Genomic DNA, 24699 nt, shown 5'->3' on the forward strand with positions numbered 1-24699 from the left:
CATAGCTCGCCGAACTACGTCACCGCTGGCAGCCGCTCCAAATGCTTTTCAAGAGTGATCGGATAATCGCGAACGCGCACACCAGTGGCATTGTAGACGGCATTGGCGACCGCGGCGCCGACGCCACAAAGACCAAGTTCGCCAACGCCCTTTGCCTTCATTGGATTTGCCTTGTCATCGATCTCATCGAGAAACACGACGTCCTGGTGAGGTATGTCCAAATGAACAGGTACTTCATAGCTGGCAAGGTCGTGATTGACGAAGAAGCCATACTTCTTGTCGATTGCGAGCTCTTCCATCAACGCACCGCCGACGCCCATGGTCATCGCGCCGATGACTTGGCTACGCGCCGACTTAGGATTTAAAATACGGCCGGAAGAGCAGACCGCGAGCATCCGATTAACCCGCACGACGCCGGTGAACGCATCGACACGCACCTCGACGAAGTGCGCGCCGAATGTGGACAACTGGTAAGTCTTTGCCAGATCCCCGAATTCGATTTTATCCTCACCTACAAGTTCACCCGACGCTGCGGCGTCCTTGAGGCTTGATGTGCGATTGCCGCTTCTCACATTCCCGTTCGCGAATTCGGCGTCGGCGGAGTTGAAGCCCAGACGTTGAGCAATGGCTTCTCTTAGTTTTATGCACGCCGCATACACGCCGGATGTGGCGTTCGCCGCGCCGAACTGGCCGCCCGATCCAGCTGAGACTGGAAAGGCTGAGTCGCCAAGCTTCACGACGACATCATCCAAATTGACGCCCATCATCTCTGCGGCGGTCTGCGCGATGATCGTATAGCTGCCAGTGCCGATATCAGTCATATCGGTTTCAACGATGATCTCACCACTTGAACTTAGCCGCACGCGTGCTGCGGAAGGCATATTTAGATGATTCCGAAATGCGGCGGCCATGCCGATCCCAATTAGCCATCTCCCTTCCCGTACTTGAGCGGGCGAAGAATTTCGCTTCGACCAACCAAACCGATCGGCGCCTTCGCGCATACATCGCACCAATTGCCGATCAGAAAATCGGCGCTCAGGTTTTTCGGGATCGACTTGGGTATCATTCTTTTCGCGAAAAGTTATGGGATCCATCCCCAGCTTTTCTGCCATTTCGTCGATGGCGATTTCCAACGCCATTAGACCTGGAGCTTCGCCCGGCGCGCGCATCGCGTTGCCCTCCGGCAGGTCGAGCACGGCAAGCCGCATCGACGTCAATCGGTTTGCGCCGGCATAAAGAAGTTTAGTTTGGTTGACAGCCGTCTCTGGATGCCCGTCCGGTTGATCGCCCGAGCCGCTCTCATGCGCGATCGCCAAGATAGCGCCGCTATGATCCGCGCCGATTCGGATATGCTGAATCGTCGCTGGTCGATGGGTCGAATTATTTGGCATTAATGGGCGGGGCATAGCCACTTTGACAGGTCGCTTCGCAGCCAAAGCGCCAAGCGCAGCCATCAGCGCGTCTGAACGGAGAAACAGTTTCCCGCCGAATCCCCCGCCGACGTACGGCGAGATCAAACGGACCTTATTTTTGGGTATGTTGAGGGTCGTCGCGAGATCCGTGCGGCCCCAGTCGATCATCTGATTAGATGTCCAAACTGTAAGTTCGTCGCCGCTCCACGCAGCAATGGATGCGAAGGGCTCCATCATCATGTGGCTTTGATCTGGCGTGACATAAGTCTCGTCGAGCTTGACGGGTGCATCCGCAAATGCCTGCTCGAAATGACCGACGCGCTCTTCCCTCGCGGGCGAACCGCTATTCGGATCGCCGGCGAAAGGTGCATTCTTCCAGCGCTCCGCGAGATTGAACCGGCCGTGAGAACGATCGTAATCGACGCGAATAAGCGATGCGGCTGCTCTGGCCTGTTCGAATGTTTCAGCCACCACGATAGCAATCGCTTGATGGTAATGATCTATCTCGGGCCCTCCAAGCAGTTTCGCAGTATTGTGTTTTCCTTTTCCGAGGTTGCCCGCGTCTTGCGCGGTGACGATTGCGACCACTCCAGGAGATGCCTTCGCCTGCGCGAGGTCCATTGAGTGAATACGCCCCTTGGCGATCGCGGATCCAAGGATAAAGCCGTAAGCCAGACCTGAAAGCTCATGGTGCTCGTAGGCGTACGGGGCCCTACCGGTCGTCTTCAGCGGCCCTTCGATGCGTTCGCGAGCGCGGCCTACCACCAGCATTTTATCGATCGGATTCGCGCCCGCCGGCTTGTCGAATCTCATTGGTTTAGCCCTTCGACTGCTCGATGACGGATGCGAGCGCTCTCGTCGCTAACGTCAGCTTGAAAGAGTTATCTTTCGTTGGCGTCGCACCTTGAAATGCACGCGAGGTAACTGCTTCTGCGCCGTGTGGAAGAAGGGACTCGGCTGCTTCGACGCGCCACGGCTTAGGCGCAACGCCGCCGAACGCGACGCGGCCGCTCCCATCCGATTGAATGACGGCTGCGACCGAGACGAGTGCGAAGGCATAAGAAGCGCGGTCGCGGACTTTTTCATAGAAGTGCTTGCCGCCAAGCGGCGGCGGCAGCGTGACGGCAATTATCAACTCGTCAGGGCGCAGCGTCGTTTCAACGTGGGGAGTATCTCCCCATAAGCGATGAAAGTCTGCGATTGGAATGGAACGCTGCTGACCGCGGGAGTCTATAGTTTCCACGACGGCGTCGAGCAGCCGCATCGCTACCGGCATATCACCTGGAAAAGTAGCTATGCATGATCCGCTTACGCCTATAATTCCGAGTTGACGAGAGTAGCCGACAATTGCGGCGCAGCCCGATCCGGGACTGCGCTTGTTGCACGCCATATTCGTATCATAGAAATATGGACATCGCGTGCGCTGGAGCAAATTGCCGGCGGTCGAAGCTTTGTTTCGTAGCTGCCCCGACGCGCCCGCTACGATTGCGCGGGTAAGCACCTGATAGTCCCGTCTAACGCGCGCATCCGCAGCAAGATCAGTGTTTGTCACGAGCGCACCGATCCGCAGTCCTCCGTCGCCGGTAACCTCGATCTTGTCGAAACCTAGATCTTGAACATCTACGAGGTGGGTTGGTGCCTCAATTTCAAGCTTCATCAAGTCAAGGAGGTTCGTGCCGCCGGCGATAAACTTCGCGCCAGTCCGGCCGGCGACCGCTTGCGCCGCAGATATAGGATCTTTTGCGCGTTCGTATGAGAAAGCCTTCATTCGCGATCTCCGGCGATCTCGGCCATAGCTACAGCAATGTTGGAATAGGCGCCGCACCGGCAAATATTTCCGCTCATCCGCTCCCGCATTTCGATATTTGTGGCGCGGGGCTGATCAATCGGGTTTTCTTGAGCGTGGCTCGGAATGCCCCGCTTGATCTCGTCCAAAACCGCAACTGCCGAGCATATTTGGCCAGGCGTACAATAACCGCATTGATATCCGTCATGCTTGATGAAGGCAGCTTGCATCGGATGGAGCTTATCCGGCGTTCCCAAGCCCTCGATTGTCGTTATCTCGTCGCCATCGTGCATGACGGCGAGACTGAGGCATGAATTTATTCGCACGCCGTCTACCAGAACGGTGCAGGCACCGCATTGGCCATGGTCGCAGCCTTTTTTTGCGCCTGTCAGATAGAGGTGTTCGCGCAGCGCATCGAGGAGTGTCGTGCGCGGGTCAATCGAGAGTTCGTGTTTCTTTCCATTGACTGCAAATCGAACTGAAATATTCAAAATTTGCTCCGCTTTGGCTTCAGACGGAGTTGCGACGCCTGACACCTTTACTGCCGCCGCTGACGCCGCGCTGCCCGCGAGCACGTTTCGACGAGACATTTCGAAACCGGTCGACTTCGACATGGATCTCACCCTTTCCCGGCGGGCTCATTCATGGCTCCGTATTCGCCAGTAACTCGGTGGAAATGGGATTCGTTCAATGACGGGGCGAAGTTTCTTCTATGTCAGCGCGATTTAGCTCAGCGGCTGGACCAAAGACTCGGGATGCAATGTCAGGAGGAACCATAATGTATTGAACGTCGTATGGCATTCAGCAGAAGTCAAAGCCGCCAGACCGCTCATATGGACCAGCGTTCACCCACAGAGCCCACTGCGACCGATGATAGAGAACACGAAGAGCAAGACGAGGCGCCGGTCCATTTCGGCGAAATCATCCGTGCGCATCTTTGGATTACGGCAGCGATCGTTACAATACTTGCTGCTGCTGCCGTCGGTGTTCTTGTTTGGTGGCTTAACGCGCGCCACTACGAATGGACCGACGATGCTTTTATCGACGCTCGGCAATTTGCCGTAAGCTCGAAGGTTGCCGGATATATCGATGCCGTAAAGGTAACGGACAATCAACGTGTATCTGCCGGCGATCTGTTGGTGCAAATCGATCCCCGCGATTATGAGGCGTCGCTCGCTCAAGCCAAAGCGCGCGTTTCGCAGGCCGTGGCAACCGTCGGCAACGAAGACGCGCAAATAGACGCGCAGAAAGCCCAAGTCACGGCCGCTGAACAACAGAAGAAGGAAGCAGATGCCGCGCTCGTCTTTGCAAAGCAGGAAAACGATCGCGCTCAGGCGCTCGTCAAATCCGCGGTTGGCACAGTCGAACGAGCGCAGCAGACCCGATCTCAACTGCAACAGGCACAGGCAACATCGGCGCGAGCCATGGCGAGCGTCGAAGCCGCCAAGAAGCAGTTGACGGCGCTACTCGCCCAGAAAGTGAGCGCTGAGGCTAACGTGGAAGCCGCCAAGGCAGACGAAGCGCTCGCCGAGCTCAATCTCTCGTACACACATGTGACTTCCGCACAGTCCGGCAAGATCGTCCAGCTGACAGCCGCAAAAGGGCAGTACGTTCAGGTCGGACAAAACCTGATGATGTTTGTTCCGTCGCACATTTGGGTAACCGCGAATTTCAAGGAAACACAGATAACGGATATGCGGCCAGGACAACCGGTCTCTATCGAAATAGATGCTTATCCGAACCGCGAATTCGAAGGACACGTCGACAGCATCCAAGCAGGATCGGGCACCGCATTCAGTCTGCTTCCGGCGGAGAATGCGACGGGCAACTACGTTAAAGTTGTGCAACGCGTTCCCGTGAAAATCGAAATCGACAACCCTCCCTCCGACGTAACTCTTGGACCTGGAATGTCCGTTGTCCCCGAAGTGAAGGTCCGATGAGCAACGACGCCAAAGCTGGAGGGCCGCGAAAGATCAATCCATGGCTGATCGCATTCATTGTGTCGATCGCGACATTCATGGAAGTTTTGGATGTCAGCATTGCAAACGTCGCATTGCGCCATATTGCCGGAAGCGTCGGTGCCTCTTACGACGAAGCGACCTGGGTTCTGACGAGTTACCTGATCGCGAACGCGGTGATCCTGCCAGCAAGTGCTTGGCTGTCATCGATGGTTGGGCGCAAGAAGTTCTACATGTTCTGCGTCGCGCTATTCACCTTCGCATCTTTTCTTTGTGGCATAGCTTGGAGTCTACAATCGCTAATTTTCTTTCGCGTTCTCCAGGGTCTCGGTGGAGGCGGCTTAGCGCCGAGCGAACAGTCAATTCTTGCGGACGCGTTCCCGGCGGAAAAGCGCGGCAGCGCATTTGCAGTCTATGGTCTCGCTGTCGTCGTGGCCCCGACGGTAGGACCGACAATTGGTGGAGCAATCACGGATTATTCCACGTGGCACTGGATCTTCTTTATCAATATCCCGATGGGCCTTCTGTCTCTGTTCCTCGTCGGCACTTTTGTCGATGCGGATAAAAAAGAGAAAACGAAAAACGACCCCAAACGCAGCCTTTGGAATTTCGATTTAGTGGGATTCTTGCTGGTAGCGCTGTGTCTCGGCGCGCTGGAGGTCGTTCTCGACGAAGGGCAACGCAGCGACTGGTTCGAGTCGACATTTATCATCGTGTTTGCATGCTTGTCGGCAGCAGCATTCGCGGTGTTCGTTCCGTGGGAACTGTCCCGAAAATATCCGCTCGTTAAAGTGCGCTTGCTTGGCACACGCCAATTTGGAATGTGCTTCATCATGATGCTCGTAACGGGCGGCGTGCTTTTCAGCTCTATCCAGCTCCTGCCTCAGCTCGTTCAAAACGAATTTGGCTACGATGCGACGTTAGCTGGCCTATCCTTATCTCCTGGCGGCTTCGTTACAATGATGATGATGCCCATTGCAGGCTATTTGACGGGAAAAGTGCAGCCGAAATATCTGATCGCGCTCGGGCTCGCCATCATCGGTTTTTCAATGTGGACTCTAACAGGCCTTAGCCCAGATCTTTCGTTCTTCTACGCGGTCTGGACTCGCATGTTTACGGCGGCCGGCCTACCGTTCCTCTTTATTCCAATTACGACGGCCTCTTATGCCGGCCTCAAAGGCGGCGACACCAATCAAGCCGCCGGCCTGATCAACATCGCGCGCAATCTAGGTGGCAGTATAGGCTTGGCCATGGTGCAGACGTCGTTGCAGCAACGCCAACAGTTCCACCAAAGTAGGCTTGTCGAAAATGCTATCCCGTCGAACATCCATTTTCAGGAGTCGCTGCGCCAAGCGACAATATTCCTGCAAAGCAGCGGATCTTCGGCGACGGATGCTATGCACCGCGCTGAAGCTCTTGTCGGCCAGGTCATCATGAAGCAAGCAACGTTACTGTCGTATATCGACACATTCTGGGTAATGGCCGTGGTTTGCTTCATTGCCTTTCCGTTTGCCTTTTTATTGCGCTCAATTCCTCTCGGAAAGGGCCCACAACACTAGTCTTTGCGCTGCTATCGTGGGGGCCGCCATGCTAAAAAGACTTTGCCCTATTTTACCGTTTCTGACGGCGTTCTGTGCAACAGCATGCAGGGCGCTATCTGCGCTCTCGTACTCAGTCTAGGTTGCCGCTTATCTCTTGAACTTTTTTACGGCTCGCGCGTTTGGGGATCGCCAGCAATGGAGATCCCGCATGCCCATCCTCACGACGGCCATCATGACGTTTATTTTACTCGTCCTCATCGGTATCGTCGTCGGAATTTTCATGAATCGCGGCAGCCGGAGTTGGCTCGGGCGCCGGGTCGCGGAAGCGACAGGAATTGGCGACGCCACCTATGCACTCGTGGGCATCGCAGGGTCGTTCATGGGCTTTCATATCGGTGTCATTCTCGAACTGTTGCCGAGCCTGCTGCTGTATCTCTGCGCCATCGCTGGCGCCCTGCTGACGATTATCTTCTGGCGCCGTGTCTGAGCGCTGAACAGGCAGACCCGGAGCATGGATAGAGCCGCACAAATCAAAACCTTGTTGGAGGAAGCCGACAACGCCAAAGCTTGGTTTGCTAAGTACACCGATGAGCTCAAAAGCGATCCGGCGAACGAAATGCTTTTGCGGCTAAAGGAATTATGTCGGGTGGAATTCGAAAAGCGATGGGACCAACTCATCGATTTGGATGTCGACGTTAGCGGATTGGCAGGCGTGAACAGACGTCCCCGGATCGAAGACTAAGGCCGTCGAGGCGCGCCGGACCCAAGAAAGTCGGTCTTTCGGCCTAACTCGGCTGTCGTTATGTCTCGCTTTCGATAAATGTAATCCTGGGCTAAGTTCCAACTGACGCGTACCTTCACGGTTGGAATTTAACGATGTCGGAGAATGACGACGCACCGCCAGTCATTGAGCCTCGCCCTGAGGAGCGGCCGCCCGATATTACTTTGCGAGCGCTTCTGCAGCGCATTCGCCAGCAGGAGCTGCTTGCGGAACTCGGCGTAAGCGCCATGCAAGGCGCGACCCTCGATGTGCTGTTGACGGAAGCGACGCGTCTGACCGCGCAAGGCTTGCGCGCCGACTTCTGTAAGGTCTTGGAATATCTGCCCTCCGAAAACCGTTTCCTGATTCGCGCAGGAGTCGGGTGGGAGCCTGGCATCGTTGGCGTGGCGACGGTCGGCGCTGATACCGAATCGCCGGCCGGTTTTGCATTACGCACAGGCAAGGCGGTCATCTCAAATCACCTAGAGAACGAAGAACGCTTTCGGACCCCGGAAATTTTGGCGGCGCACGGCGTAAAACGTGCCATGAATGTCATTTTGCAGGGCGATGGCAAACCTTTTGGCGTTCTTGAGGTCGACAGCCAGTCGGATGATGATTTTGTCGAGCACGACCTCGCGTTTCTTCAGGGTGCCGCCAATGTCCTCGGCATGGCGATTGAGCGGGAGCGTTACGAAAGATCGCTGAAAGCTGCAATTGATCGCCAAGAAATTCTAATCAAAGAGATCAATCATCGCGTTAAAAATAGCTTGGCTCTTGTCAGCAGCATGCTGCGGCTGCAAGCGCGAGAAGACGACGATCCGAAAATTGCCGAGCGCCTCGCCGAAGCCTCCGCGCGCGTCAACGCCGTGGCGCGTGCCCATGAGCGTCTCTATCAGAGCGATGATATCGAAAGTTTGGATCTTGGCGTCTACGTCGAGCAGATTTGCAAGGATGTCGACGCTGGCGTGTCGCAGCTTGACGTCCAAGTCGAGTCAGAACGCGGGATCATCATGACGACAGATCGTGCGATATCAACCGCGCTTATCGTGACCGAACTCATCACGAACGCAGCCAAGTACGCATACCACGAAAGGACCGGTGGCAAAGTCTGGGTGCGCTTGGCGCGCACTGGCGCCGAGACGGTGATGCTGACTGTACGAGATGAAGGCACCGGCCTGCCATCCGACTTCGATTTTCAAAACGGCAAGAGCCTCGGGATGCGAATGATCAACGCATTTGCGCACCAGCTGGGAGCACAAGTGATCATCAATCGATTGTCGCCAGGTACAGAAATTACTGTATCGCTTCCGTTGAACTTTCAATCCTAGCGGCACAGCCACGTCTCAGAACAGCCGCTATATCCCGAGAAATCGACCGCCGGCAGGCGGCTCCCAAGTCGGATTCTCAAAAAGGCAGTCGGCAATCGCATACCGTTGGAACCCATAAATGGCGCCTCGGGCATGCGAGCCGAATTTGTCCGTCATGAGCCAAGTCGTGAGGGTCTTCATAATCTCCTCGCGCTGCTCATTGTTCATTGCGTCAATGGCTGTCAGTGCTTGTTCGAAGCATGCAAGCGCACGGTCGGACGAATCTGCGAGGGCATGCCTGTTTGGGAAGACGTCCGAAAGCTTTGTATACGGTCTAGATTGGCCCATGTTGTGAGAACCTTTTGCGGCCTTTCAATGCAGGCTTTAAAAGAGAACTCGCCACGATCCGGCTCGTTTCAACGTCCTTCCCAAACAATTCTTCTATTATGGTTTCTGGCGTCTTAATTTCGCTCGCCCAAATACCCTCCCGAGCGTCGTGCAGCAGGCCATTCGATCTTCTCCGTCGCCTGCTCATGCTGCTCACGCCGGTTTCAGCCACCCACCATAATAGCCCTCGATTTTGTCCCTTGTTTCCTTGTCCCAAGGTCCGGCTTCATCGAGGAAAGAGGGTCCATTCTCCAAATCCTCCCTGGGAATGCCGACGACATAGCCGCCGGCGTCAGGAACGTATTTCAAGGCTAGCCATGGCACGGGATGGTATTTCTTTCCGAGACCAAGCACACCACCGAAGGACATCACGGCGTAGGCGATTTTGCCGGTACGCTTCTCCAGCATCACGTCGTAGATCTCGCCCATTGTCTTCCCGTCGGCGTCGAGCACAGGAGTTCCCTGCACCTTGCCGGCGGAGATCAATGTCAGCGTTTCATCGGGCGTTTGCATGACCCTCCTTCCTGAAGGTGAAGGCCGGAAGCGATCCGGCTCTTCAACGTGGTTGCAGGCATTAGCGCGGCCTAGGTTCACGATTTGTAGAACTTGTAATCCGGCAACGCTTTCAACGAATCCTTCGTGGCGTCAGTCGTGATTTTCTCGCTGTCGCCGTCTCGACCGACTTTCAGTGAACTGAACGGCACGCCCACATACTTGTCGCCGATACCAAGAAAGCCTCCAACGCTCAGCACGACTTCGTCCATCGTGCCGTCAGGTTTCAGAACAATGTCCTCGATGCTGCCGATGTTCTCGTTGGCATTGTTGTAGACCTTAGCGCCAACGAGCTTGCTGGTACGGAATTCATCTGCCGTCTGCATGTTGTCGGCTGCGAATGCTGGGAGCGTTGCCGCACTAGCCATCAGTAAGCCAGCGGCTGCGAGAACGTTGAGAGAAAGTTTTTTCATCGGGCATCTCCTTGCTTTGTGCTTGCAAAAGATTCCCGCCGTTGGATTGTTCCAGTTAAACTGAGGTCTATCTCGCAGGCACCTCGGTGAATGGAGGTCGCTTCGCGTCTCGCGCGCCCCGCTTTCATCGTGCCGAAACGCTCTGTCAAACGCTCTTCCAGCATCGGTATCGTTGGCGACCACCTGTGCCTGGCAACGGTCGGGGGACGTTTTTCGCTGGGAGACGCCGGTTCCAACAATCGATGCGGGGAATGGAAAGGCAGCAAGAGAAGAGGCTGCAGTGAACCAATAGACGCTTAAAAGCATCATCGTGGCTGTGATCGTCAACGCTATGTCGATACTCTGCTCTGGATCGAGAAGCAGGGCTCGATATTGATGAGCATCCGATTTTGCTGTCCCGTCGCATCCGCTGCACCCGGCGCCGCCGTCGTTCCGTCGAAGGGAAGGCGGCGCCCTACAGCAACGCGCACGATGTCGATCGACGCCAACTCTCTCTCAAGAACGTGGCATGTCCGCTGTGCAGGTCGAGCGATCTCGAATGGGTAGGCCCATAACGCGGAATTACGAGCTCCAAAAGGCCGAGCTGCGGTTCAAGCCGGGTCACCAGATTGACATGCGAATGACTCGCCTGCCGGTGGTCACAACCGAAGTGACTACTGCCGCGGGCTATGGGCGGAGGACTAGTTTTTGTGCTTTTTGCCTTCCAAATCTCTTGGATCGACGTTGTGGATCTGACTGCTCGGGTCCGTGCCCTGCTTGGCGGGCTGGTCGCCGGGCAACAATGGCTTGTTTCCCTCTGCCGGATCGGCGGGATGAGGTTGACCGCTTCCTTGCGCCGCCGAACTTTGGCCGGTCGCATTCTCCGGGTCATTGTCTGCCCACGTGTTATAGCTCAATGCGACAAGCGCAAAGCCGCCGACGAATACAAAAATCAACGCATGTAGCGCGGTCACTCTCATAATCCCGCAAACACTGCGAACGCAGATTAGTTGCTTGCTGATCCGCGATGATTGATGGCGTGCGGATAATCCATGCTGGTGGAACGTTGCTCGGTCCCGAGACGTTGCTCAGGCAAAGGAGATCAAAATGGCTGTCAACAAGCCGACGGGGGATAGCGCCCGGAAGGGTGCTGTGCGGAAGCGCTCGCAGATCGCAACCAAAATCCAAGGCGAAGACGTGGACGAAGCGGAGCAAAGAAACCGGCGAATTCATGAGTCAGAAGAAAGCGCCGGCCGCGACGAAGTATAAGGGCGTGCGCAAGGAACAATGACAAGCGAAAACCAAAATCGCGATCGGCGCAAAGGGCCGTGGCCGCTCGTCCTCTCTATAGCATTAGTGGGCGGTGCGATTGCCATTGGCATCATGGCGTGGACGGTGCACCTCGGCATATTCGAGGGGAAGGGTCTTTAGCTTGAGCCTTGAGCAGCTGAGCAATAGCCGTCGCCGACTTCACGAAAAGACTAAGCAATGCCGATTCCGCAGCGAAAATCGCGAGAGCTAGAGGACTGTTGACCAACGAGGTAACGAGTGCAAGTTGGCGGGAATCTTTCAGTTCCGCCGAAAAACAGACTTCAATCTGGGCAATGCGGGCGTCGCGTACATCATGCTGAAGAACCACCGGAATCACTAATGCTGCACGATGTATCGAAACCTGTCCGTCCCCCGCACACGTCGTAGGAGCTGAAACGGTCCGTATTTGCTGGCTTTTTTGAGCCTTTTTGGATCGGATCGGACTGCATCGGATAGAGGATTCTGGCGGAGGCGGTGCTCGCCGCACTGACGAACTAACGCGTTTTTCTCATAGCTGAATTTCAGCTCCGCTATTGGTGCGTCCCTACAGTCTGTACCTCAATCCGACCGTGCCGGCAGGTCTCGCACGATCCAGCGCGTATTCTTGATCGACCATGCGCGCGGTCCCGATGGAGCCCGATTCGTGCTGGCCCGGCGGTAGGGGAGCTAGATAACGAACAGCTTGCCATGCGGCACGTCAGGACTATCGCGTTGATGATGGGTTTCCGGCTCGCGCATCACGGCCATGTTATAGGCGATGCGAACATAATTTTCATCGAGCGCCATAAACGGACCCGAGGCTGACGTTCTTTTACCTCGGTCGACGCGGCAAGAAAGTTGAGCGCGACGCAGTCATCTGGAATCGGCGTCGCCCTGGGTCGAAAACAGCGAGGCCAAACGCGATGAAAGTCATCGCTGGCCTGCAACCATCTTTCGACCCAGTCGGCGAAGCATCCCTAAAACAGATCGGCTCCGTCTTCCAATGCCCGCGCTATTTAAGCAGCGGCGTCACAGCGGGGAGCACAGCCAAGCGCCTAAGCAGGCTTTGGGTGTCGTCACTTTGCATGCGATCTGCGAGGAATGACACGTCGTCATACCAGAGCCATCATCGCATTTCGTGTGGACCGGGCCCTTGCCCACGCGGCCCTGCCCATAGATGACGTTTGCAAGGCCGTGCGTCGAGAAGAGGTAGGCGATATCGTGAGTCATAGCTTCGCCGACCGCTCCGACCTTGACGCAATTACCAGCCTGGGCCGTTGCCGAAAGTGCGCAGAACGCCACCGCGGCGGCCAAGCCGAGTTTCAAAGAACGCATTTGCCCCTCCAAAAAATTAGTTTATCCCGTTCACGAAACTAGATGAGCTTTGTCCGCGGTAACAGAACCGGCCTGCCGCATGCCGGGTTATACGGAAAGAAAATTGGAAAGCGTGCCGCATTTGCCACCCATCCGGCAGTCCGTAGTGCTCCGCTCGACCAATGCGGAACAAAACCTCCATGCCGCCGGCCTGTGAGGCGTTGCCGAGGTTCCTTCTTCTGCGTCGGAGAGCGAACTTAATCGGCCTTCTCAAGGTGACGTTGGCGGAACTGAGCAGGCCCTTCGCCAGCGATTTGCCCAAACGCCTTTGCAAAAGCGCTCAGCGACGAATAACCGACTTCGATCGCCACATCGCTCACCCGTCTTCCGCGAATCAAAAATCCCATGGCCATCTGAATTCGCGCCTGCGCAAGCCAAGCTTGCCAAGTCATGCCGGTTTCTCGCGCGAACGATCGACGAAAAGTGCGTTCCGACTGCGCTGCGATTGCTATGGCCTTCGATAGCGAAACAGCGCTGAGATCAGCCAAGGCATAGTCCATGGCGCGGCGGATAGATGGATGTTGAGCGCCGGGCAAGAACAACGGAAGTTCGCTTTCCAGCCATTCACCGCACAGAAGCGCTAACGTGCGTAAGAAGCTGTCAGCCAGCGGATCGCTCTTGCTGGCGCCGAGCGGCCAACGAACCGCATGCAAGATCATTCCCTGCATCAAGCGGCTCCCGATCAAAATTCGCACATGCCGCGTCTCGTCTTCGATGGCATCCGGCGAAAAATACAGGGAGGCAACGCCACCCGTAACCAGGGAGCGATGCAGGGTTTCCGCGGGAATCCATGCCGCGCGGCCTTGCGGAAGGATATGACGCCCGCGTCTCGTCTCAATCTGCGCGGGCCCGCCCGTCGCGTAGATTAATTGATGGTAGTCGTGTGCGTGCCAATCGTAGAGAACGTCGCGCGCCGCATCGACGAAAGCAAAGCCGACGCCGGACGGTCTGTCGAGGCCGTAAGCGTGAAGGGCGTTTCGGGTTTCAAGGGCATTGAGAGTCTGCATGGCCGATTTTCGCTCTTATCTGGCCGGTGATCGTTAGCCGGTCCGATCGCTCGTGGCTATCATTCTGTTCGAACAGAGAGGATGATATGAGCACCGATACCCATAACCAGCGCATCGTCGACCAGTTCACCCGCTGGGCGAAACCGTTTTCTGAACTTCCTATTCACGCCGAGAGCGGAGCGATGACGCGTACGCTTGAGGCTTGTGAGTTGAAGCCGAAATTGGATGTTCTCGACGTCGCTTGCGGCCCGGGCATTCTTGCCTGCGCCTTGGCACCCCATGTGCGCACCGTGACGGGCATCGACATAACGGCCGCCATGATCGAGCAGGCGCGGGCGCGGCAGATGAAGGCCGGGCTGCAAAATCTCGAATGGCATATCGGTGATGCGGCTGCACTGCCCTTCGAGACAGGCAGCTTTGATCGAGTGACGACGCGTTACAGCTTTCATCACATGCCCGAACCTGCTGCCGCGCTCGCGGAAATGAAGCGCGTATGCCGTCCCAACGGACGCATCATTGTCATCGACGCGACGCCTTCACCAGAAACGCAGTTTGCCTACGACGAAATGGAGCGGCTGCGTGATCCCTCTCACGCAAGTGCGTTGACCCTGGAGCAACTCCGTGAAATCGGCAGGGAGGCTGGGCTTGGCGAAGTCATCGTCGATGCTTACCGTCTCGAAGCCCAGCTCGACACACTGGCAGAAGCATCCGATATGCCTGCGCTTACCACGATGTTCGATGCGGACATCGCGTCCGGCAGGGATCATATTGGCGTTGCAGCCTGGCACAGCACGACCGGCATCCGGTTCCACTTCCCCATTTCGATCATTGCATGGGAGCCGCGGAGCGTGGTCGGATGAGCCGCAGGCTCTTCGTCGGCGCGTCGTCCGCTCGATCTAACGCAATTCTCCATAGTCCGTCAGCCGGCAGCCAACACGATCGCAGCGCCAAAGCAACGCGGGACGCCGCTCCCGCGCCCCGCTAAATTGCCTAGCAGGATGGGCATGAGGGGGAAGTGCCGAAATGAACGTGCTGCACGGCGTTTGCGGGCTCGCGGGCCTGTTGCTGATCGCATGGATTTTCAGCGAGAACCGTTGGCGCGTGCCGCTGCGTGTTGTCATCGCCGGGGTCGCCTTGCAGATCGCTTTGGCATTCCTTTTCACCAAATTCCCGCCGGCAACGAAAGCATTCCTGCTGCTGAATGATGGCGTCACGGCGCTTCAGCAAGCGACCGACACGGGAACGGCATTGGTTTTCGGCTATCTCGGCGGCGGCGCCACGCCTTTCGTTGAAGCGCATCCGGAAGCGAGCTTTGTGCTGGCATTTCGCGCTTTTCCACTTGTTCTCGTGATTAGCGCCATCGCGTCGGTGCTGCTGTATTGGGGCATTCTGCAGCGTATCGTCGGCGCGCTCGCATTCGCTTTGCGCCGAACCCTCGGGATTGGCGGCGCACTCGCGCTTGGCGGAGCGGTGCATATTTTCGTCGGCATGGTGGAAGCCCCGCTGCTCGTACGGCCCTACCTCAAGACGATGTCGCGCGGTGAGCTTTTCGCGCTGATGAGCTGCGGCATGGCCGGCATTGCCGGGACCATGATGGTCATCTACGCGGCATTGCTGGGCTCCGTCATCCCGGACTCGCTCGGTCAGATTCTGATTGCCTCAATCATCAGCACGCCGGCGGCTCTCGCCATCGCGGCATTGATGGTCCCCTTCGTTCCGGACCCAAAGGAAGCGAGCGAGCTTTCGCTGTCGGATCCGCCGCACAGCACGATGGAAGCGATCGTCCGCGGAACGATCGATGGTATCAGCATCGTCGCGACGATCATCGCCATGCTTATCGTGCTTGTCGCTCTCGTCAGCCTTGTAAACCTTGCGCTTGGCCTACTGCCGTATTCCGGCACGCCACTTACGTTGCAGCAGTTGTTTGCCTATGCCTTCTGGCCGCTGCTCTGGCTGATCGGCATCCCCGTCGCGGACCTTTCGACGGCATCTCTACTGATGGGCACGAAGACCGTGCTGAACGAATTCGTCGCTTATCTCAACCTCTCGAAGTTGCCGGCCGACGCTTTGAGCCCGCGCACGCGCCTGATGATGACCTATGCGCTTTGCGGCTTCGCCAATTTTGGCAGCCTCGGAATTCTTGTCGGTGGCATGACGACGATGGCGCCCGAGAGGAAAAATGACATCATTTCGCTCGGACCGCGCTCCGTACTTTCCGGCACGCTCGCGACGATGATGAGCGCAGCCGTCGTCGGAATGATCAACTGACGCGCAGCCGACGCCTATTTCCTTAAGAAAACATGCAGTTCGTGGTGTGAATTCGAAAAATATAGCACCACGGGTACTGGGAACCGCCGTTTCGGTCACTACGTTCTCTACCGGCGTGGGCAGGGGGCTGCCTGCTTCGAGGGATGTTCCCGATGAGGACACACGGATATTCGGCCGAAGAGTTGTCGCGTTTTTATGCCGTCTTGGATCGCGCCGTGCGCGAAGCAGCAGAGCGCGAAATCGAACTCTCCATTCCCACCATGGTGCAGCGCCTGTTCTTTGCCGCAGACCACGGCGAACGTAAAGCCGATAGGCTCATCGCAGCCATATTTGGTGATGCGGCAACGGTTGGTTGTGCGTCCGCTGCATAATCAAAAAATTGTTCCGCGTTGCGAAACAAATTCCCCGCTCGCGCGTATCTGCTTCGATGATGGGGGTCATTCATGGCATTACATCCCATGGGATACGAGCTGACGCAGCGGGCCATTCGCATAACCTATGAGCGTGCGGTTGATGCCTATACTGTCGAAAGCGCGGTTCGTTATCACAGCGAACTCGTCGATCTTCTCGCGATCGAAGCGATGATCGTCAGAATGAGCGACCAGAACGAGACCACGAAAAAGGCGGCGATCGACGACATTACCGCCTGCGCCAGTTATCATCGGGACGTCGTTGATCGGCTGACAGACATCATCGAATCCAACCGGCAGCTGAGTTGGCGCCCCTGACGCCATGCAAAGTCGGAGCTGGGGGCGATGTTGTCCAGCCATCGTCTTGATGCGCACCTTCTGTATGCTGTTGATAAATTCCGCCTCCGGCTTGCCTCGAATCGCTCACAAGCGGACGTTGCATACCGTCTCCCATCATTGGCAAATTTTGGTGAGATCTACACCCCGGCAGCAGCCCTCGCTCGTCCGGGGTGTCCTTTTTGGAATTGCCGCGCTCCGCTGGCGCGTTGCCACCGGGAAATAGTCCAAAAAATTTGCTTGGTTCTCGGAACCCGGGAGCCCTGAGAGCGTCGTTGCTCATGCCACGGTGCTGGCGTTCCCCCGCGCCAATTTCCTACATCGTGGCCGACCCCAGAACACCCCGGCTCCCCCCGCGCCGGGGTGTTCCCTTTCTGCCCGGGCCGGATGTTTCTTAAATGAGCGGTTGGTGAGCGGCGGATTGCATATTTGCGCGCGAGTACCCAACTGCGGGTAATGCCCTCCGACCGCGTTCCTCAGCCTGATTTGTTTGGTCCGCTCACCTTGCCGGGACTTCGCTATCGCGACGACTTTCTGTCCGAGGATGATGAGAGCGATCTCATTCGCCACATCGATGCCGAAGACCTCGCGCCATTTCGCTTTCAGCAGTGGACCGGCAAGCGCCTCACGGCGACGTTCGGCTGGACCTACGATTTCGAAACGGGGAGGTTCGGCCCCACGCGGCCACTGCCAGCATTTCTCACGCCGGTACGCGAACGCGCCGCGCAGTTCGCCGGGCTGTCCGCCAGCCGCCTGGAACAGGCGCTTCTGATCCGTTACGACGCCGGCGCGGGGATCGGTTGGCACCGCGATCGTCCGGTCTTCGGGGAGGTCATCGGGATTTCGCTTGGATCGCCTGCGCCGATGCGTTTTCGGCAGCGGCTCGAAAAAGGTTTCAGGCGGACAACCGTTCCGCTTGCGCCGCGTTCGATCTATTTGCTGTCCGGGGAGGCCCGGCATGAGTGGGAACACAGCATCGATGCGCTGCCTGAGGCGCGATGGTCGATCACCTTTCGGACGCTATCGGAAAAAGGCCGGGTAAAAAGCTCCCGGCCTGAGTAATCCATGTGATTGTTTAGAAGCGCCGCTGCGCGGCATCGATGAGTTCCGAAATATATCTCTTCGCACGCCCCTCGATCTGCGCTGGCGAGTAGCCTTCCTCGCGCAGACGAGCGCGTAATTTCTGGACGGTATCGACAGCGCCCGAGCGCGCCATATCCACGGCCCGATCGAAAGACGCAAACTTCTGCGGATGCGTGCGCCGGTATTGCCAGATTACCGCGCCGACAGCGAATCCGATCGCCCCGGCCGCGATAAGCGCGACAGCCGGTTTGTTCAGACCGCCGTCTTCCGTGTTTGCAGTTTCGTCGTTCGCATTTTCATCCGGCGTGTCGTGTGCATACGTCATCTTGAAATCACTCTCTCTGGTTAAAAGATCACGAGGTGTGCGGCTGCTGTTGAGCCTGGGACTTGTCGCCGTCGTCGGAAAAACTAAAGACATAAAGCCCGGCCGCGACCGCCAGAACCAGCGGCCAATTCTTTGTTGCGGTCCTGAGTAACGCGGGAAGCAGGATAGGTGCGGCCGTCGACACGATGCCTATCAGCTGCTCGTTATCGAAAAACGATTTGGTGGCGTCGACCGGCTCTTCGCTTGCTGCCGCCTCCGGCTCCTCGTCCATAAGCGGGGACGAGCTGCGGAGTTTGACGACAATCGCAATGATGCCGCCCAGAACAACGAAAGCTGCAGCAACGATGAGATTGCCGATTTCCGCACCGTAGGTCCGATTGACGTAAATCGACAAGCTCGCCGCGCCAAAGCCAAGCGCGACGATAAACGGAATGGTAATCAAAATCCGATTGCCAAGATCGGCAATCGCATTGTCAACGCTGGCCTCAGCTCTCTCGAACAGGCTTGCAAACATGGGCGCCCTCCGAGCTTAGGCTTTCCAAATGGCGCCAAGAATGAAACCTGCAGCGACGGCCATGCCGAGCGTCGTCAACGGTTGCTCCGCGACGGATTTATCGACTGCGGTCGAAAAATTTTTCGCGACTTTCTGCATACCATCGCCAAGCTCTGCACCCTTCGACGCCAGCCGCTCGCCCGTATCCTGCAGATTGGCCGCCGTCCGTTCGAGCGAATCCATGGCGCGCATACCAGCGTCCACCGCCTTATCGGTTAAATCGTGTGAAGCTGATCTGACGTTTTCCGAAGTCTCTGAACTGGCCATGCCGTTCCTCCCGAAACCAAAACGATTTGCAACGCCAACGCCTCCCGGCGATCGTTTGTTCCGGGGCAATACCTTCAGGACGCTAGGCGATAGGACGCATGCCGATCATCTTGCGGATCGCAGGGACGGCGTCGCGCTTCCTCGATCTCATAAAGGCGGTTCAATCGCTCCAGGATCGGAATGGAGGTCGTCCAATCCATGTCGTCCTGCAAGATGCGTTTCAGATCTTCCGCCGATCGTTCGGCAAAAATTTCGACCCAATGCACCGGCTCCGCAAAGTTGCGCGGCAACGGGCCGAAGGACCTACGCAAACTCGAATTTTTTCGCTCATTGAGGGGTAATGCCGTCTACGGACGGAGGTTCCCCGACGGCACCCGCAGCGTCCGCCACGCGCTATCAAGTCAATGATCGGAAAACGAGATTCCGTTCTCATAAATTCTCGTAACCGAAGCTGCGTAGTTCTGATGCGGTGCCTTTCGACCTCCCAGCCAGGCTGTCTCTTTCTGAAGCGCACCTTCGCAGGCCGCTAACCGCCCCACAAAATAGTCGTGCCAAGACACCCTCCGGCAAGCTTCGTCAGGCACATTCGCAGCGATGAATGCGGAAAGGCGGAGATTGCCATGAAATGGCTCGGGATCGTAGCGGTTGCCTGCACGATGTTTGCCGGAGCGGCAGCGGCCGGCGAGATGGACGGCCGTCGCCCGGGTGGCCCAGGTGGCGGCGGGCAGAACCCCTGGAGCCAGAACTCCGGCGTCTTCGTCGATGTACCCTGGTCGGCGATCGACAACGGCAACAATTCCGGCATTCCGCCGCGCAGCGACTATGAGATCCACTGTCGCGACGTCCGTCACAGCTGCTTCGGTCAGTTTGGAGTGAGCGAGCCGGGCTATGGCCAGTGCATGGCAAGCCGCGGCTGCTAAAGCGTAAGACCTTCCGGGCGCGGAGTACGCCCGTTTACGCCTCCACTTTATCTTGCGTTTTCGTCTCGAAATCGCTGGCGTCGTGGCGCTCGCGCAATTGCTGATTGAGCGGCCCGGAAATGCGATTGACCATGCGGCCGCGTTTGACGGCAGGACGTTCCGCGATGGTGTTCGCCCAGCGGTTGACGTTGGTGTAGTCCTGAACCTGCAGGAACTCGGCCGCACCGTAGAGATCACCGCGGACAAGATTGCCGTACCATGGCCAGATCGCGATATCTGCTATTGAGTAGTCGTGCCCTGCCATGAAGGCATGCGCCGCGAGATGGCGCTCCAGGACGTCGAGCTGTCGCTTGGTCTCCATCGCGAAACGATTGATCGCATATTCGATCTTGATCGGCGCATAGCTGTAGAAGTGACCGAGGCCGCCGCCGAGATAGGGTGCGCTACCCATCTGCCAGAACAGCCAGTTCAGCGCTTCTGCGCGCGCATCTGGATCGGGAGGCAGCAGCTCGCCGAACTTTTCCGCAAGATAAAGAAGAATGGCGCCCGACTCGAAGACACGCCGCGGCTTAGGCCCACTGCGGTCCATGAGAGCTGGAATTTTCGAGTTTGGATTGACCTCGACGAAGCCGCTGCCGAACTGATCGCCCTTGTCGATGCGGATCAGCCAGGCATCGTACTCAGCGCCTTTATGGCCGAGCGCAAGCAGCTCTTCGAGCATGATCGTGACCTTCTGGCCATTCGGCGTCGCGAGCGAATAAAGCTGCAGCGGATGCCGTCCGATCGGAAGCTCCTTGTCGTGCGTCGCTCCGGCGATCGGACGATTGATGTTGGCGAATTGCCCACCGCTTGGCGCGTCCCAAGTCCAGATTTTCGGCGGGGTATAATCGGATGAGTTTGTCATGGCTGGGATTCTTGCATTGAAGGACATGGCGCCGCTTCGGTCGTAACAAGTGGACGGGAAGCCGCTTCATGCGCCGGAGCGCACCCAACATGACCCTTATCATCCATTGGCGCCAGCCGCACGCCGAGACGACAAGCGCGTCGTTTTGCAACGCCGCCCGCCTCGGCGCCGGCATGTAGGCCGGACATCCGGAGCGGGTACGCATTTGTCCCCTTAAGCGGACACCAGCAGCGTTATGCTGCTTTCTGCCATTTCGCGGGTCCCTGGGCCTTGAGCTGTTCTTCGAAATCGCCCACGCCGAATGGCAGAACCGGCTGCAGTTGGTCGTCGAGAAAGACGAACAGAACGTCCTCGGCGTTTCGGAAGCTGAAGAACACGATCACGTCGTCCTCGCCGCCGCCTTCGAGATGCGGATCGCCATTGGCGACGCCGACGACATAACTGCCGACGGGGCGGATTTCTTTCATGTCGCCGTTCGGTTTGTAGAACCTCAGCTCTCCCTGCAGCACCAGCGTAATGTAGGGCACCTTGTGCTGGTGAAGCATTATTCTCGACTGCGCACCGAACTTGAAAATGGCGTCGACGATGCCGTTTTTGCGGTCGACATTGTAGACGTAGAACCAGAGGTCATCGAAACCCTCAAGCTGCCGCCAAGCAATATTGCTGTCATCGAATGTGTTGCCGGACACGACGTTCCTCCGTTGTTTCGCGATGATATCTGGGCGCAATGCAGCGTCCTGAACGGAACATCGGCTAGCAAGCCAGCGCCGACTACGGCGAAAAGCCCAGCGGCCGCCGGGCAAATTTCCCGACGAAGCAAGTCGGCGCTTCACGCGCTGTCGGCGCCCCGATAGATTGTGCGCAGCTTGAGACTGCTATCGCTGGAGTGTGCAATGACGCTGAAGTGGCTGCTCGTTCGCCGGATCACGCTGGTCGCCATAGCCTGTCTTTTCGCCGGATCGCTCATCGCTATCTATCGCGTGGCAAGCATCGCAAAGCACCAGAATGAAGAGCTGGCGCAATCCGTCAGCCGCCAGCTCAATCTACAGCTCCTTCGGATCGACACGATGCTCGACATTCCGAAGAGATTTCCCGATTGGGACTTGGTCACCAGCTACGCACTTCAGCCGGGACAGTGCGTGCAGCTATTGAAGCAGGACGGGTCGGAATGGAGAACGAGCTGTGCCGGCGTCGACACGGTTTCGAACCCGTCGCCGCAATGGTTCATCGACGCGTACAGATCTTTCGCCGGCGGCGAGATGCGGGTATCTCGTCCGGTTTCATATCGCAACAAAGTTGCGGGCAGCGTGGTCGCAACCTTCAATCCTGCCGCGATTGCCGGCGAGACGTGGCACACCATTGCGCCGGTATTCGGCTTCTCGGCTTTGCTCGTCTCGCTGCTTTGTATCGTCACGTACTACGTGATCGATCGCGCACTGCGCCCGACGACGGTAATCCTAGACCGCATCAATCGCTTGGCGAAGGGCGATCTCTCCAGCCAGTTGCCATCCTTCCGTGTCGTCGAAATCAATCGCATCAGCGAAGTCTTCAATGCGCTCGTCGCCGATCTCAAGCGCGCGTCGTCGGAGCGTGCCGAGCTTGCGCGCCGCCTGGTCGACGCTCAGGAACAGCAGCGTCGCCACATAGCGCGCGAGCTTCATGATGAAATCGCGCAGAAGCTCAGCGCGCTAAATGCCCTTGCCGCCTGTCTCAGAATTGCGGTGCAACACGACGCGACGAAGCTCGAAGGCGAGGCGAGGGCGTTGGAGGACATGGCATCGAGCCTGATGACCTCTCTGCGCAAAACCTTGACGTATCTTCGTCCGCAGGAAATCGACGATCTCGGATTGCTTCCGAGCCTAGAAGGCCTTGTGGCCGCTTATAACACGGAGGCGAAAGGCCGGACGCGCTATACCATTGAGACGAGTGGAGACGTTGAAGAACTCAATTCCGAGACCAGAGCGCACGTATATCGGATTATCCAAGAAGCCTTGAACAACGCTGCCAAACACGCCAATGCGCAAAACGTCAAGGTAACGCTCAACCAGTTTCGCAATGTGGCTGGCGAGAAAATAGAACTGGCGGTGACAGACGACGGTATCGGGCCGATGCCCGACGCCAAACAAAAAACGTTTGCCGGATCGGGATTGATCGGCATGCGCGAACGCGTGCTCGCGTTGAGCGGATCGCTGGATGCCGGGCCGCTCGAGCAGGGAGGCTTTGGGCTACATGTGCAGTTCCCGTCGCACGTGCATGGGAGCGCCGCATGAGAAATATCCGTGTGCTGCTGGTCGATGACCACGCCGTGGTCCGCGAAGGCTATCGGCGCCTGATCGAAAAGCATGACGGCATGGAAGTTGTTGCCGAAGCCAGCGATGCTTCGTCCGGATATGCAGCCTTCAAGGCCGCGAAACCGGACGTGGTCATCGCCGATATCTCTATGCCGGGTCGTGGTGGTATCGATCTCGTACGCCAGATCCGCCAGCTCGATCCGCATGCCCGCGTTTTGATGTTCACGATGCATGCCGATGCAACTTACGCGCAGCAGACATTCCGGGCCGGTGCGCGGGGCTACATCACCAAGAGCAGCGCGCCGGATGTGCTGATCAATGCGATCCGCAGCGTTTACGCGGGTAAGCCGGCGCTGTGCGATGAGATCAATCGCATCATTGCCGAGAGCCGCGTGATGGATGACGTCTCGCCGATCGACGCCTTGACGCCCCGCGAGTTCGAGATCCTACGCATGATCCTCGATGCCAAGGCGACGGATGAGATCGCGAACGCCTTCAACCTCAGTCCGAAGACGATTGCAAATCATCACTACACGATCAAATCGAAGCTCGGCGTCCAGTCCGATATCGAGCTCGTCTACCTTTGCATGAAGCACGGATTGATCGCATCGGTGTTGGCTTCGGCATCGATTTAGACGCAATTTTCGGGAATTTTTTCACTTCGCGGAGTGGTGCGATGCAATGACGAATGTCCGCGTGACGAGCGAACTTCCGCTTGCATGAACTCCGTGCAACTGCCTACATGCTCGGCACCGGGGCTTATTCAAAATATTGTCAGCTGCGTTGCCCCGCTGCGTTGCTGTCATCCTGGGACTGCTCGGCCGTAAAGGCTTGGCTCCAAGCGGAAAGCGCGACCGTATCGCGCCGCAAGGTACCCACTATGACGTCACTTCAAGACCTTTCTATTTTGATCGTCGACCCAAATGGCGAAGCAGCGTTTGGACTGCGGCAGTCGTTTATTGCTGCGGGTGCGAAAGCACACGTCGTCGAAAGCCTCGCATTCGCAGAGCGTCTTCTCGATGCAAAAAATATAGACGCTGTAGTTCTGCCGTATTCGCAGGATCCGCAGACGATCGGCTTCTGCCGCATGCTCTCTGTGCGCAATATTCCGTCCGTCTTTACGTCGGAGCCACCTGCGCGCTATCCCACGCGTCAGCAGATGTCAGGCGCGATCATCGCCGTCAAAGGCCTGATCGACGAGAGTGGTCTGCAGACCTACCACTCCATCAATTGACATTGCAAAAAAAACGCCGAGCGCGGAGTGCGCTCGGCGTTGTCTTTCAGCTATCGCACAAACCGACACGTGGGCGCGCGAAGGTTGACTAGTCTTCCTCGTCCTCGTCGGGGACTGCCTCGTTCTCGTCTTCCCGTTCATCGTCAGAATCGTCATCGTCGCCCGGATAGGATGGTGCTCCCAAAGGCTCGCCGGGCATTTGCACGGGCACCGGCGAGGGCTCGTCCGGATCGAATTCTTCCGGCTCAACGACTTGCTGCTTCCGCTTGTCCATTGTCTCTTCCTCGCTCTCGAAAACGCCTTGCCTGAAATATTGTGCGTTCTGGGATTAGATCCAGTGGG

At 57.3% G+C, this 24699-nt stretch carries 29 protein-coding genes; 14 read left to right on the forward strand and 15 right to left on the reverse strand.

Annotated elements, in window-relative coordinates:
- Positions 1–14: 14 nt before the first annotated feature.
- From paoC to paoA, 3 genes are read right to left on the reverse strand one after another with little or no spacing between them, the layout of a single operon-like run.
- Positions 15–2225 carry an aldehyde oxidoreductase molybdenum-binding subunit PaoC gene (gene paoC, locus RLW55_RS13795; protein ID WP_423414483.1) on the reverse strand — a complete coding sequence of 737 codons (2211 nt, stop codon included), beginning with the start codon at positions 2223–2225 and terminating at the stop codon, positions 15–17.
- Positions 2226–2229: 4 nt separating this feature from the next.
- Positions 2230–3180: an FAD binding domain-containing protein gene (locus RLW55_RS13800; protein ID WP_423414484.1), complete on the reverse strand. Its 951-nt coding sequence runs from the start codon at positions 3178–3180 to the stop codon at positions 2230–2232.
- Positions 3177–3812: an aldehyde dehydrogenase iron-sulfur subunit PaoA gene (gene paoA / locus RLW55_RS13805; RefSeq protein WP_423414485.1), complete on the reverse strand. Its 636-nt coding sequence runs from the start codon at positions 3810–3812 to the stop codon at positions 3177–3179. The genes RLW55_RS13800 and paoA overlap by 4 nt, the downstream gene beginning before the upstream one ends.
- 180 nt (positions 3813–3992) lie before the next feature.
- Between paoA and RLW55_RS13810 the strand changes: the two genes are divergently transcribed.
- The 5 genes from RLW55_RS13810 to RLW55_RS13830 all read left to right on the forward strand — a co-directional run bounded on the left by RLW55_RS13810 (position 3993) and on the right by RLW55_RS13830 (position 8785).
- Positions 3993–5138: an HlyD family secretion protein gene (locus tag RLW55_RS13810; protein WP_423414486.1), complete on the forward strand. Its 1146-nt coding sequence runs from the start codon at positions 3993–3995 to the stop codon at positions 5136–5138.
- Positions 5135–6715, forward strand: a complete 1581-nt coding sequence (locus tag RLW55_RS13815) for a DHA2 family efflux MFS transporter permease subunit (protein ID WP_423414487.1) — start codon at positions 5135–5137, stop codon at positions 6713–6715. The genes RLW55_RS13810 and RLW55_RS13815 overlap by 4 nt, the downstream gene beginning before the upstream one ends.
- A 190-nt stretch (positions 6716–6905) precedes the next feature.
- A complete protein-coding gene (locus RLW55_RS13820; protein ID WP_423414488.1) occupies positions 6906–7184 on the forward strand; it encodes a transglycosylase in 279 nt (92 codons plus the stop codon).
- 24 nt (positions 7185–7208) lie between these two features.
- Entirely contained in the window at positions 7209–7439 is a 231-nt protein-coding gene (locus RLW55_RS13825; RefSeq protein ID WP_423414489.1) for a hypothetical protein, read from the forward strand.
- Between the two features lie 134 nt (positions 7440–7573).
- Positions 7574–8785, forward strand: a complete 1212-nt coding sequence (locus tag RLW55_RS13830) for a sensor histidine kinase (protein ID WP_414462997.1) — start codon at positions 7574–7576, stop codon at positions 8783–8785.
- Between the two features lie 519 nt (positions 8786–9304).
- Here RLW55_RS13830 and RLW55_RS13835 read toward each other — a convergent pair.
- The 5 genes from RLW55_RS13835 to RLW55_RS13855 all read right to left on the reverse strand — a co-directional run bounded on the left by RLW55_RS13835 (position 9305) and on the right by RLW55_RS13855 (position 13766).
- Positions 9305–9664, reverse strand: coding sequence for a PRC-barrel domain-containing protein (locus RLW55_RS13835; RefSeq protein WP_409560294.1), 360 nt, complete (start codon positions 9662–9664; stop codon positions 9305–9307).
- 77 nt (positions 9665–9741) lie between these two features.
- Positions 9742–10116 (reverse strand): PRC-barrel domain-containing protein, encoded by a 375-nt coding sequence (locus tag RLW55_RS13840; RefSeq protein ID WP_409560293.1) that lies wholly within the window; start codon positions 10114–10116, stop codon positions 9742–9744.
- Positions 10117–10796: 680 nt separating this feature from the next.
- Complete coding sequence (locus RLW55_RS13845; protein WP_414462996.1) at positions 10797–11069, reverse strand: hypothetical protein; 273 nt, start codon at positions 11067–11069, stop codon at positions 10797–10799.
- A 1345-nt stretch (positions 11070–12414) separates the two neighbouring features.
- Positions 12415–12720: a hypothetical protein gene (locus RLW55_RS13850; protein WP_409560290.1), complete on the reverse strand. Its 306-nt coding sequence runs from the start codon at positions 12718–12720 to the stop codon at positions 12415–12417.
- A gap of 236 nt (positions 12721–12956) precedes the next feature.
- Positions 12957–13766, reverse strand: coding sequence for an AraC family transcriptional regulator (locus RLW55_RS13855; protein ID WP_409560289.1), 810 nt, complete (start codon positions 13764–13766; stop codon positions 12957–12959).
- Between the two features lie 86 nt (positions 13767–13852).
- On the opposite strand from RLW55_RS13855, the gene RLW55_RS13860 reads away from it, so the two are divergent.
- The 5 genes from RLW55_RS13860 (at position 13853) to RLW55_RS13880 (ending at position 17842) form a co-directional block, all read left to right on the forward strand.
- A complete protein-coding gene (locus RLW55_RS13860; RefSeq protein WP_423414490.1) occupies positions 13853–14626 on the forward strand; it encodes a methyltransferase domain-containing protein in 774 nt (257 codons plus the stop codon).
- A gap of 163 nt (positions 14627–14789) precedes the next feature.
- Positions 14790–16034, forward strand: a complete 1245-nt coding sequence (locus RLW55_RS13865) for a NupC/NupG family nucleoside CNT transporter (RefSeq protein WP_409560287.1) — start codon at positions 14790–14792, stop codon at positions 16032–16034.
- A gap of 152 nt (positions 16035–16186) precedes the next feature.
- Positions 16187–16405 carry a hypothetical protein gene (locus tag RLW55_RS13870; protein ID WP_423414491.1) on the forward strand — a complete coding sequence of 73 codons (219 nt, stop codon included), beginning with the start codon at positions 16187–16189 and terminating at the stop codon, positions 16403–16405.
- A gap of 72 nt (positions 16406–16477) precedes the next feature.
- Complete coding sequence (locus RLW55_RS13875) at positions 16478–16762, forward strand: hypothetical protein (RefSeq protein ID WP_409560285.1); 285 nt, start codon at positions 16478–16480, stop codon at positions 16760–16762.
- A gap of 447 nt (positions 16763–17209) precedes the next feature.
- Positions 17210–17842 (forward strand): alpha-ketoglutarate-dependent dioxygenase AlkB, encoded by a 633-nt coding sequence (locus RLW55_RS13880; protein WP_423414492.1) that lies wholly within the window; start codon positions 17210–17212, stop codon positions 17840–17842.
- 13 nt (positions 17843–17855) lie between these two features.
- Here RLW55_RS13880 and RLW55_RS13885 read toward each other — a convergent pair whose 3' ends face one another.
- From RLW55_RS13885 to RLW55_RS13900, 4 genes are all read right to left on the reverse strand, one after another.
- Positions 17856–18188, reverse strand: coding sequence for a hypothetical protein (locus RLW55_RS13885; RefSeq protein ID WP_409560283.1), 333 nt, complete (start codon positions 18186–18188; stop codon positions 17856–17858).
- Positions 18189–18216: 28 nt separating this feature from the next.
- Positions 18217–18702 carry a hypothetical protein gene (locus RLW55_RS13890; RefSeq protein WP_409560282.1) on the reverse strand — a complete coding sequence of 162 codons (486 nt, stop codon included), beginning with the start codon at positions 18700–18702 and terminating at the stop codon, positions 18217–18219.
- Positions 18703–18717: 15 nt separating this feature from the next.
- Positions 18718–19008 (reverse strand): hypothetical protein, encoded by a 291-nt coding sequence (locus RLW55_RS13895; protein WP_423414493.1) that lies wholly within the window; start codon positions 19006–19008, stop codon positions 18718–18720.
- Positions 19009–19082: 74 nt separating this feature from the next.
- Complete coding sequence (locus tag RLW55_RS13900) at positions 19083–19319, reverse strand: hypothetical protein (protein WP_423414494.1); 237 nt, start codon at positions 19317–19319, stop codon at positions 19083–19085.
- Between the two features lie 309 nt (positions 19320–19628).
- On the opposite strand from RLW55_RS13900, the gene RLW55_RS13905 reads away from it, so the two are divergent.
- Positions 19629–19928, forward strand: a complete 300-nt coding sequence (locus RLW55_RS13905) for a hypothetical protein (protein ID WP_409560279.1) — start codon at positions 19629–19631, stop codon at positions 19926–19928.
- A 34-nt stretch (positions 19929–19962) separates the two neighbouring features.
- Here the strand turns inward: RLW55_RS13905 and yghU are convergent, their stop codons facing one another.
- Positions 19963–20832, reverse strand: a complete 870-nt coding sequence (yghU, locus tag RLW55_RS13910; protein WP_423414495.1) for a glutathione-dependent disulfide-bond oxidoreductase — start codon at positions 20830–20832, stop codon at positions 19963–19965.
- A gap of 233 nt (positions 20833–21065) precedes the next feature.
- Positions 21066–21521: a hypothetical protein gene (locus tag RLW55_RS13915; protein ID WP_013948096.1), complete on the reverse strand. Its 456-nt coding sequence runs from the start codon at positions 21519–21521 to the stop codon at positions 21066–21068.
- Between the two features lie 204 nt (positions 21522–21725).
- Between RLW55_RS13915 and RLW55_RS13920 the strand changes: the two genes are divergently transcribed.
- The 3 genes from RLW55_RS13920 to RLW55_RS13930 all read left to right on the forward strand — a co-directional run bounded on the left by RLW55_RS13920 (position 21726) and on the right by RLW55_RS13930 (position 24357).
- A complete protein-coding gene (locus RLW55_RS13920; protein ID WP_423414496.1) occupies positions 21726–23102 on the forward strand; it encodes a histidine kinase in 1377 nt (458 codons plus the stop codon).
- Positions 23099–23758, forward strand: a complete 660-nt coding sequence (locus RLW55_RS13925; protein ID WP_409560276.1) for a response regulator — start codon at positions 23099–23101, stop codon at positions 23756–23758. The genes RLW55_RS13920 and RLW55_RS13925 overlap by 4 nt, the downstream gene beginning before the upstream one ends.
- Positions 23759–24003: 245 nt before the next feature.
- On the forward strand, positions 24004–24357 hold the full coding sequence (locus tag RLW55_RS13930) for a hypothetical protein (protein ID WP_013948093.1): 354 nt from the start codon (positions 24004–24006) through the stop codon (positions 24355–24357).
- A gap of 88 nt (positions 24358–24445) precedes the next feature.
- Here RLW55_RS13930 and RLW55_RS13935 read toward each other — a convergent pair whose 3' ends face one another.
- On the reverse strand, positions 24446–24631 hold the full coding sequence (locus RLW55_RS13935) for a hypothetical protein (RefSeq protein ID WP_414462987.1): 186 nt from the start codon (positions 24629–24631) through the stop codon (positions 24446–24448).
- Positions 24632–24699 lie beyond the last annotated feature (68 nt).

Origin of the sequence: Hyphomicrobium sp. B1, assembly GCF_049532635.1 — a bacterium.
Lineage (GTDB): Bacteria > Pseudomonadota > Alphaproteobacteria > Rhizobiales > Hyphomicrobiaceae > Hyphomicrobium_B.